General features: G+C 73.9%; 8 protein-coding genes. 2 read left to right on the top strand and 6 right to left on the bottom strand.

Annotated features, from left to right (window positions below):
- A partial coding sequence (locus FM076_RS07475) for an ADP-ribosylglycohydrolase family protein (protein ID WP_173869157.1) occupies window positions 1-972 on the bottom strand: 972 nt, incomplete at its 3' end.
- 97 nt (window positions 973-1,069) lie between these two features.
- Entirely contained in the window at window positions 1,070-1,786 is a 717-nt protein-coding gene (locus FM076_RS07470; protein WP_173869156.1) for a GntR family transcriptional regulator, read from the bottom strand.
- Window positions 1,787-1,880: 94 nt separating this feature from the next.
- Between FM076_RS07470 and FM076_RS07465 the strand changes: the two genes are divergently transcribed.
- Both FM076_RS07465 and FM076_RS07460 read left to right on the top strand, forming a co-directional pair.
- Window positions 1,881-2,210: a chorismate mutase gene (locus tag FM076_RS07465; protein ID WP_173869155.1), complete on the top strand. Its 330-nt coding sequence runs from the start codon at window positions 1,881-1,883 to the stop codon at window positions 2,208-2,210.
- 117 nt (window positions 2,211-2,327) lie between these two features.
- Window positions 2,328-2,870: a DUF6083 domain-containing protein gene (locus FM076_RS07460; RefSeq protein WP_173869154.1), complete on the top strand. Its 543-nt coding sequence runs from the start codon at window positions 2,328-2,330 to the stop codon at window positions 2,868-2,870.
- A 469-nt stretch (window positions 2,871-3,339) separates the two neighbouring features.
- On the opposite strand, the gene pyk is transcribed toward FM076_RS07460, so the two are convergent.
- The 4 genes from pyk to FM076_RS07440 form a co-directional block, all read right to left on the bottom strand.
- A complete protein-coding gene (pyk, locus tag FM076_RS07455; protein WP_173869153.1) occupies window positions 3,340-4,767 on the bottom strand; it encodes a pyruvate kinase in 1,428 nt (475 codons plus the stop codon).
- 281 nt (window positions 4,768-5,048) lie between these two features.
- On the bottom strand, window positions 5,049-5,783 hold the full coding sequence (locus FM076_RS07450) for an SIMPL domain-containing protein (protein WP_173869152.1): 735 nt from the start codon (window positions 5,781-5,783) through the stop codon (window positions 5,049-5,051).
- Window positions 5,780-7,204 (bottom strand): lysine N(6)-hydroxylase/L-ornithine N(5)-oxygenase family protein, encoded by a 1,425-nt coding sequence (locus tag FM076_RS07445; RefSeq protein ID WP_345944914.1) that lies wholly within the window; start codon window positions 7,202-7,204, stop codon window positions 5,780-5,782. The genes FM076_RS07450 and FM076_RS07445 overlap by 4 nt, the downstream gene beginning before the upstream one ends.
- Window positions 7,201-8,715 (bottom strand): pyridoxal phosphate-dependent decarboxylase family protein, encoded by a 1,515-nt coding sequence (locus FM076_RS07440; RefSeq protein ID WP_173869151.1) that lies wholly within the window; start codon window positions 8,713-8,715, stop codon window positions 7,201-7,203. The genes FM076_RS07445 and FM076_RS07440 overlap by 4 nt, the downstream gene beginning before the upstream one ends.
- Window positions 8,716-8,988 lie beyond the last annotated feature (273 nt).

Raw genomic sequence — 8,988 nt, 5'->3', positions numbered from 1 at the left:
CTCCATGGCGAGGCGGTTGACCGAGCGCAGGGTGCCCACGGCACGCGAGGGAAGCCCGCTCAGACCCGCCGCGGCGCCCGCGACGGCACCCGCCATGGCGCCGATCGTGTCGCAGTCGCCGCCGAGATTGGCGGCCAGCACACAGGCGCGCCACGGGTCCTCGCCCGCCACGGTGAGCACCGCGAAAGCCGCGGGCACCGACTCCTGGGTGGCGACACTGGTGCCGATCAGTGAGCTGATCACCTCGACGGCCTCGTCCTCGGACAGCCCCGCCACCGCGCCGCGCGCCCAGCGGATGCGGGTCGCGATGTCGGCACCCGCCACCCAGTGGCCGCGCCGGGCACCCGCCGCCGCGGCCTCCTCTGCCGCGTCCATGGCCCCGGCGAGCGAGGCCCCGTCCACGGCGCTGCTCACGGCGGCGGCGACGGCGGCGGCACCGGCGATGCCGAGCGTGGTGTCGTGGGTGACCTGGCAGGACTCCACGACCCGGTCGAGGAACGCCTCCAGTGGCCGCAGTGGGAAGGCCACACCGACCGGGGTGACGCGCATGGCGGCGCCGTTGGTCGTACCGGACCTGCCCGCCTCGGCGACCGGCACGCCCCGGGCGACCGCGTCCAGTGCCGCCTTGGTCGAGGGCCCCAGCAGATCGAGGGAGCCCTTGGCCTTCATCTCCGCCTCCCACTCCAGCAGGGCGCGGGCGAACTCCTCCGGGTCGATGCGGCCATGCGAGTCGGCCAGCAGGCGGCCGACGACGAGGGCCTGGTCGGTGTCGTCGGTGACGCTGCCCGCGGGCAGGCCGGCGGCCACCGGATTGTCGGGCGGGCCCGCCTGGAAGCCGATGACCCGGCCGAAGCGGTGCGCGATCGCCGCGCGCGACATGATCTGGGTGGGCATACCGAGCGCGTCGCCCAGGGCGAGCCCGTAGAGGGCTCCCAGCGCGCGGTCGGTGGCGGGGTGGCGCGGGTCGTGCATGAGGGGCGCTGTCTTTCGTCGTGCGGTCGGAGGGGTGTGGGCGGGAGCGGTGTGCGGCCGGAGGCGGCGTGCGGTCGAAGGGGCAGGGCGAGCCGGGTCAGTTGGTGGTCTCGCCGAAGCTGGTGCGCAGCTCGAACCGGGCCGGGTCCAGCAGGCTGACCACGTGTTCGAGGACGGCCCCGGTGGGGGCGCGGCCGATACGGGTCACCCGCAGGAACGAGGTGCCCTCGGGGCGGCGCAGCTGGGCCGCGTCCGCCGCGTCGAGCGGGACGGCGGTGGCGCGCTGCTGGCCGGAGGCGACCACGAGACCGGCCTCGGCCAGGGTCGCGGTCAGTGAACCGTCCACCAGACCGCGTCGCGGCACGTCCTCCAGGCCCGGGTGGAGCGGCACCCGGCTGCGCTCCAGCGAGACCCGGGAACCGTCCGCCAGGGTGCGCATCCGGTCCACGGCCAGGAAGCGGTCGTCCCGCAGCGCGAGTTCGTCCCGCAGCCGCGCGTCGCGCACGGTCTCCAGGCGCAGTACCGTCGTGTCGGGGGTGACGCCCCGCTCGGTCAGCGCCTGCTTCCAGCCGTGCCGGTTGTCCAGCGGCGCGCCGTCGAAGCTGACGAAGGAGCCGATGCCGGGGTGGGTGCGGACCAGGCCCTCCTCGGCGAGGGAGCGCAGGGCCGCCCGTACGGTCGAGCGGCTCACGGAGAACCGCTCGGTCAGCGCGTGCTCACCCGGCAACCGGGTGCCGTCCCGCAGGGTGCCGCCCCTGATCTCCCGGCTGAGGATGCGGGCCACCCGCTGATGCTTGCGTGCCTGTTCGGACATGTCCGCACCGTAGCCGTACCTGTCTGAACCTGTCTGTTCCGTGGGTCACACCCGCCCGGCACAGCCGGCGGGTGGCGCCGGTTAAGCTCGGGCGATGAGCAGCAGCGAGATCGAGCAGGCGGACGCGTCCGTGCGGGCGGAACTGGGCGCGTTGCGGGACAGCATCGACAACATCGACGCGGCCGTGGTGCACATGCTCGCGGAGCGCTTCAAGTGCACCCAGCGCGTCGGCAGGCTCAAGGCCGAGCACCACCTGCCCCCCGCCGACCCCGCCCGCGAAGCCCGCCAGATCGCCCGCCTGCGCGCCCTCGCCAAGGACGCCAAGCTCGATCCGGCCTTCGCCGAGAAACTGCTGAACTTCATCATCGCGGAAGTGATCCGCCACCACGAACAGATCGCCGGCCAGACCCCCGCCGAGCGCTGACCGGAGGCCGGGGCCTGCCACCGTCCCGGCCCCGGCCGTCCCGGCCTCGGCGTGCTCACCACCGTGCGACCGACATGCGCCCCTGCCCACCCCGCCCGGACGGGGAAGCCTTCCCGCATGGGCGAACCCGAGGCAGCGCGCCGCTGCCTGGCCTGTCAGCAACCCCACCCCGGAGTCGTCGACCGCGGCAGCCCGTTCGGGCCTCACTGCCCCTCCTGCTGGAGCGCACTGCGGAACGCCCGCTGGAGCGAACTGGAGAACGCCTGTGACGACGGGCAGGCCCGCACAGAGGGCGCCGCGGCCCCGCCACCGCCGGCCGAGCCGCGCTGCGCCGGGTGCGGCATCCTCCGGGAGCGGCGCGAGACGGGCTACCGCAAATGGGTGCTCCTTGAACCGGACATCGCCGTGCCCTGGCACCTCCTGCCTGTCGGCCACCGCTGGGTTGTCGCCGAGGACGGTATCGCCCTCAACACCGGCACAAGGCCGCTCCCCGCCGACAGCCTCTGCCGAGTCCCGCACGCCCTGGTGTGCCCCGGTGACGAACCGCCCGCGCAGCTGGTGCCGTTCTTCACCGCGCTGTGGCAGGAGAACCAGCGCCGCCCCCACCACCACTACCTGCCCACGCTCGACGGCGCCCCCAAGGCCGACCCCGCTCCGTGAGCGTGCGGGCCGGACGCCGGTCTCGCAACTGCCGGGGCTGCGGCTTCCACGATGGCAGGCCCGCCGCCGCCCGGCGGGCGTTCAGCTCCGCCAAGCCCTCGGCCTGCGACACGGCGATCCGCGCGGAGATCGCCCTCATCTCCTCCACCGAGACCGTCGTACGCGCGGCCCGGTGCAGTTCGCCCAGCAGCGCAGCACGCTTCGGGTCCGCGTACACCGCCGCGTCGATCCCGGTGACATACGCCTCTGCCGTCCCGGCCTCCCTCGCGCGCTCGCCCACGTCGCACCGCCCCTCCTCGCCACGGCCGACCCCATCACGGCGGCCCCCCGGAACGCAGGGGAATCCTCGAATCCGCGTGACGTCACCTGCGCCGCGGGGCGTTGCCCGCTCCCGCAGAACGTTCAGCCGTCCGTGGCCGGGCATGGTGCGGCCACGGACGGAAGGGCGCGAGGGCCGTCGGCAGTGGCGTCAGCGGTCCTCCTCGCCCAGGCGGTGGACGCGTACCAGGTTGGTGGAGCCGGGGACGCCGGGCGGGGAACCCGCGGTGATGATGACCAGGTCGCCGCGGTCGCAGCGGCCCAGCTTCAGCAGCATCTCGTCCACCTGGTCCACCATCTCGTCGGTGCTCTGCACCATGGGCCCGAGGAAGGTCTCCACGCCCCAGGTGAGGTTGAGCTGCGAACGGGTGGCCGGGTCGGGGGTGAAGGCCAGAACGGGGATGGGGGAGCGGTAGCGCGACAGGCGGCGCACCGTGTCGCCGGACTGGGTGAAGGCCACCAGGTACTTGGCGCCGAGGAAGTCGCCCATCTCCGCGGCGGCGCGGGCCACCGCGCCGCCCTGGGTGCGCGGCTTGCTGCTCTCGGTCAGCGGGGGCAGCCCCTTGGCGAGCATGTCCTCCTCGGCCGCCTCGACGATGCGGCCCATCGTGCGCACCGTCTCGACGGGATACTTGCCGACACTGGTCTCGCCGGAGAGCATCACCGCGTCGGTGCCGTCCATCACCGCGTTGGCGACGTCCGAGGCCTCCGCGCGCGTCGGGCGGGAGGCGTCGATCATCGAGTCCAGCATCTGCGTCGCCACGATCACCGGCTTGGCGTTGCGCCGGCACAGCTTGATGGCGCGCTTCTGCACCAGCGGCACCTGCTCCAGCGGCATCTCCACACCCAGGTCGCCGCGCGCCACCATGATGCCGTCGAACGCGTCGACGATGGACTCCAGGTTCGCCACCGCCTGCGGCTTCTCCAGCTTGGCGAGGACGGGCAGCCACCGGCCCTCCTCCGCCATGACGCGGTGCACTTCCTTGATGTCGTGCCCGCTGCGCACGAACGAGAGCGCGATCATGTCGGCGCCGGTGCGCAGCGCCCAGCGCAGGTCCTCCACGTCCTTCTCGGACAGCGCGGGCACCGAGACGGCGACGCCGGGCAGGTTGAGGCCCTTGTGGTCGGAGACCATGCCGCCCTCGATGACCATCGTGTGCACGACCGAGCCCTCGACCCGGGTCACCTCGAGCGTGACACGACCGTCGTCCACCAGGATGCGCTCACCGGCTGTCACGTCCGCGGCCAGTCCGGCGTAGGTGGTGCCGCAGAGGGAGCGGTCGCCCTCCGCCTCCTCCACGGTGATGGCGAACGCGTCGCCCCGTTCAAGGAGTACAGGCCCTTCCCGGAAACGGCCCAGCCGGATCTTCGGGCCTTGAAGGTCCGCGAGCACCCCCACGTTGCGCTTCGTCTCCTCCGCGGCGGCGCGTACCCGGTGGTAGCGCTCCTCGTGTTCGGCGTGCGTTCCGTGGCTCATGTTGAAGCGGGCGACGTCCATTCCGGCTTCCACGAGCGCCTTGATCTGCTCGTACGAGTCGGTGGCCGGTCCCAGGGTGCTGACGATTTTCGCTCGGCGCATACCTCGACCTTACGAGTTACCGGCGCGTACGGAACCGTTGCCCGGCAATTGTCCAACCGCCCTTTACCGAAAGGCCATTGATCCTCGAGGACAACTCATAAAGTGGGCGCCCATTCGCTCCGATGAGCGCCCATCGGACCCCTTCTGTTTCACCTCTCGAGACGAACTCGATTCCGGCTGGTGGAATTCCCCGCTTTCACGGGCGGGCCGTCCACCGGAACGGCCCACGGCCGGCCCCTCCCCACGAGAGCCGCCCCCCAAGGGCGGTCCGTGCCGCCGCGTCAGTCCAGCCGCGGCGGGCTCATCACGAACCGCGCGTTCACATGGGCCCGCACCGTCTGCCGCTGCGGCTCCAGATCCAGCACGGGCGGCGGCCCGGCCGGACCCCCGTAGCCGCGCATGCCGCCGGGCGCCGCCGGGTACGGGGGCGGCGGCGGAGCGGCCGGCTCCGCGCCCAGATCGGCCAGCTCCACCAGCGCCACCAGGCGTGCGCCCAGCGCCTCCGCGTACTCCCGCGCCCGCGTCACCGCCTCCCGCACCGCCTGCTGCCGTGCCGTACGGTGCGCGGGCGAGTCGTCCCACAAACCCCACCACGGGCCCTCGACCTCGGTCAGCTCCAGATCGCCCAGCCGCGTCGTCAGCTCGCCCAGCACCGTGAAGTCCGTGACCGTGGCGTTCAGCCGCACCCGCCCGTTGTAGGCGTTCACCCGCTCCCGGCGGCTCCTGTCGCTCATCTCCGGCTGCACACTGAACGTGCCCGTCGACAGCTTCCGCACCGCGTCGCCGTAGCTCTTGATCAGCTCCAGCGCCTGGGCGTTGCGCCGCGTCAGATCCTCCAGCGCACCCCGCCGGTCGGTCCCCCGCGCGGAGACCGTGACGCCGATCCGCGCGAGCTCCGGATCGAACTCCAGGACCGCCTCACCGCGCACCGCCACCCGCGGCGCCTCCGGAGTACCGTAGGGCACACCCTGCGAGGCGCCGGGAAACCCCGCGCCCTCCTCGGATATCTCAGTCATACGCTTACTGTGGCAGACCGTCCCGCCGCCCCCGCGCCCGAACGCCCCTGCCGCAACCCGAACCGGGTGAAAGCCGTACGATCCGGCAGCGGATAACACTCCCGGCCCGTCAGCGCGTTGAGGATCACCGCACTGCGGTGCGCCGCCAGCCCCAGGTCCGGCGCGCCCACCCCGTGCGTGTGCCGCTCCGCGTTCTGCACGAACACCGAACCGGCCACCGACCCGTCCATGACCAGCCGGAACTCCTCGTCCACCAGGGGCCGTCCCGCGCCGTCCCGCCGCACGGACGTCGCCAGCGCCCCCAGCAGCCCGTCCGCCGGGCGCTCGGCGTACCCCGTCGCCAGCACCACGGCGTCCGTGACCAGACTTCCCCGCTCGCCCTGCTCGGCGTGCTCCAGCCGCAGCTCCAGCCGACCGTCGCCGAGCCGGTCCGCCGTCCGCACCCGCACCCCGGGCGTGAGCACCGCGTCCGGCCAGCCGCCGTCCAGCGCCGACGCCCTGCGGTACAGCTCCTCGTGCACCGCCGCCAGCGTCTCCACGTCCACCGCCTTGTGCAACTGCCACTGCGACGGCAGCAGCCGGTCGCGCTCCCGCTCCGGCAGGCCGTGGAAGTACCGGGTGTAGTCCGGGGTGAAGTGCTCCAGCCCCAGCTTGCTGTACTCCATCGGCGCGAACGCCGCGCTGCGCGTCAGCCAGTCCAGCCCCTCCCGGCCCACCGGCCGCCGCCGCAGCAGGTCCAGGAACACCTCGGCACCCGACTGCCCCGACCCGACCACCGTGACCCGCCCGGCCGCCGCCAGCTCCTCGCGGTGCGCCAGGTAGTCGGCCGAGTGGTACACCGGCACCGACGGCGCCTCGGCCAGCGGCCGCAGCGACTCGGGCACGAACGGCGCCGTACCGATCCCCAGCACCACGTTCCGCGCGTACGACCTGCCCAGCGCCTGCGCCTCACCGTGCGCGTCCAGCTGCGTGAAGTCGACCTCGAACACCCCCCGTTCGGCGTTCCAGCGCACCGCGTCCACCTGGTGCCCGAAACGCAGCCCGGGCACGCCCTCGCTCACCCACCGGCAGTACGCGTCGTACTCCGCCCGCTCGATGTGGAACCGCTCCGCGAAGTAGAACGGGAACAGCCGCTCCCGCTCCCGCAGGAACCGCAGGAACGACCACGGGCTCGCCGGATCCGCCAGCGTCACCAGATCCGCCAGGAACGGCACCTGGAGCGTCGCCCCCTCGATCAGCAGCCCCGGATGCCAGCGGAACGCCGGCCGCTGCTCGAAGAAGACCGCCCGCAGCCCCGGCACCCCGTCCCCCAGCGCGGCCAGCGACAGATTGAACGGGCCGATCCCGACCCCCACCAGATCCAGCGGTCCGTCCGCGTCCCCGGCCGCCACCGTCCGCGCCGCCTCCCGCACCCGACTCACGCGCCCGATCCCTCCTCCATGGCTTCCTCCACCAGCTTCAGCAGCGCCGCCAGATCCCCCGGCAGCACCGCCGGGTTGAGCAGCGTCACCTTCCACCACAGCCGCCCGCCCAGCGACGCGCGGCCCAGCACCGCCTGCCCCCGCTCCAGCAGCCGCCTGCGCACCCGGGCCACCAGCGCGTCGTCCCCGCCGGCCGGGCGGAAGACCACCGTGGAGATCTCCGGGCGCGCGTACAGCTCGAACCGCTCCCCGTCCGCCACCAGCCCAGCCAGCTCCGCCGCCGCCGCGCAGGTGCGCTCCACCAGCCCGGCCAACCCCGCACGCCCCAGCGCCCGCAGCGTCACCGCCACCTTGAGCACATCCGGCCGCCGTGTCGTCCGCAGCGAACGCCCCAGCAGATCCGGCAGCCCCGCCTCGGTGTCGTCACCCGCGTTCAGGTAGTCGGCACAGTGCTCCAACGGCCGCAGCACCCGGCCGTCCGGTACGGCGAGGAAACCGGCCGCCACCGGCTGCCAGCCCAGCTTGTGCAGATCGAACGTCACACTCGCCGCGTGCTCCAGCCCCGCCAGCCGCCCCCGCAGCCCCTCGCTGAAGAGCAACGGCCCGCCGTACGCCGCGTCCACATGCAGCCGCGCCCCGAACCGGCGCGCCACGCCGGCGATCCCGCCCAGCGGATCGACAGCGCCTGTGTCCGTCGTCCCCGCCGTCGCCACCACCAGCGACGGCGCACCGCCCAGGCCCGCGAGCGCCACCCCGACGGCGGCCGGGTCCAGCACCCCCTGCGGCGTCGGCACCACCAACGGCGGCTCCATACCCAGCAGCCACGCCGAACGGTGCACACTGTGATGCGCGTTCGCCCCGCACACCACCCGCACCCCGCGCGCCGACTCGCGCGCCAGCAGCAGCCCCAGCTGGTTCGCCTCCGTCCCACCCGTCGTCACCAGCGCGTCGGGACCCGCGGCGTCGGGGCCCGCGGCGTCGGGGCCCGCGGCGTCGGGGCGGCCGGACGCCTCCGGGCGGTCCTCCGCCCCGGCGGCCCCAGGGAACACCAGCCGCGCCAACTCCCGGCACACCAGTGCCTCCAGCTCCGAGGCGGCCGGTGCCTGGTCCCAGGAGTCCATCGACGGATTCAGCGCGCTCGCCGCCACATCCGCCGCGGCCGCCACCGCCAGCGGCGGACAGTGCAGGTGCGCCGCGCACAGCGGCTCGGCCGGATCGGCCGCCCCCTCGGCCACCACCCCCACCAGGGAGTCCAGCGCGGCGGCGGCGCCCACACCCTCCCGCGGCAGCACCGCACCGGCCGCCGCACGCACCCGCGCGGCCACCGCTTCCGGACCACCGCACGGCAGCGGCCCGCCCCGCTCCACCGCCCCCCGCTCCAGCGCCTCCAGCACCGTGCCGAGGAGCGGGCGGAGCGCGGCGGGACCGGCGGCTCCGCCCGCCAGCAGACCGGCATCCGGATCGGGGCCAGAACCGGCAGCCCGGAGGGGGCCGGCGAACAACGCAGTCATGGAGGCTCTTTCGTACACGGCGACGCGTCCGTACACGGCGACGTGCGGAACGGGGACGGGGTACACGGCAGCCGGACAACACGGCGGCCACCGCTGGTTAGGCGGACCTAACCTACGTCCCGTGCGGCACCCCACCCGGCGATCTCCCGGCTACTTCGCCCGAAGGTGGTAGCCGCACCCGGAGACCCCCACCGAATCTGATAAAAAGCTCCGCGAACCCTCCACCGGCCGGCCCCCGCCCCACCGCCGGACCAGCCCGCCACCACCGCCGGA

Origin of the sequence: Streptomyces albus subsp. chlorinus (genome assembly GCF_013302895.1) — a bacterium.
Lineage (GTDB): Bacteria > Actinomycetota > Actinomycetes > Streptomycetales > Streptomycetaceae > Streptomyces > Streptomyces chlorinus.
The sequence above is the reverse complement of the archived record's forward strand: the minus strand, read 5'-3'. Positions and strand labels throughout refer to the sequence as shown.

Bases quoted from the DNA above. Each gene is read 5' to 3' on its own strand.
- FM076_RS07470 (WP_173869156.1), bottom strand. From the start codon at position 1,786: ATGTCCGAACAGGCACGCAAGCATCAGCGGGTGGCCCGCATCCTCAGC.
- FM076_RS07465 (WP_173869155.1), top strand. From the start codon at position 1,881: ATGAGCAGCAGCGAGATCGAGCAGGCGGACGCGTCCGTGCGGGCGGAA.
- FM076_RS07460 (WP_173869154.1), top strand. From the start codon at position 2,328: ATGGGCGAACCCGAGGCAGCGCGCCGCTGCCTGGCCTGTCAGCAACCC.
- pyk (WP_173869153.1), bottom strand. From the start codon at position 4,767: ATGCGCCGAGCGAAAATCGTCAGCACCCTGGGACCGGCCACCGACTCG.
- FM076_RS07450 (WP_173869152.1), bottom strand. From the start codon at position 5,783: ATGACTGAGATATCCGAGGAGGGCGCGGGGTTTCCCGGCGCCTCGCAG.
- FM076_RS07440 (WP_173869151.1), bottom strand. From the start codon at position 8,715: ATGACTGCGTTGTTCGCCGGCCCCCTCCGGGCTGCCGGTTCTGGCCCC.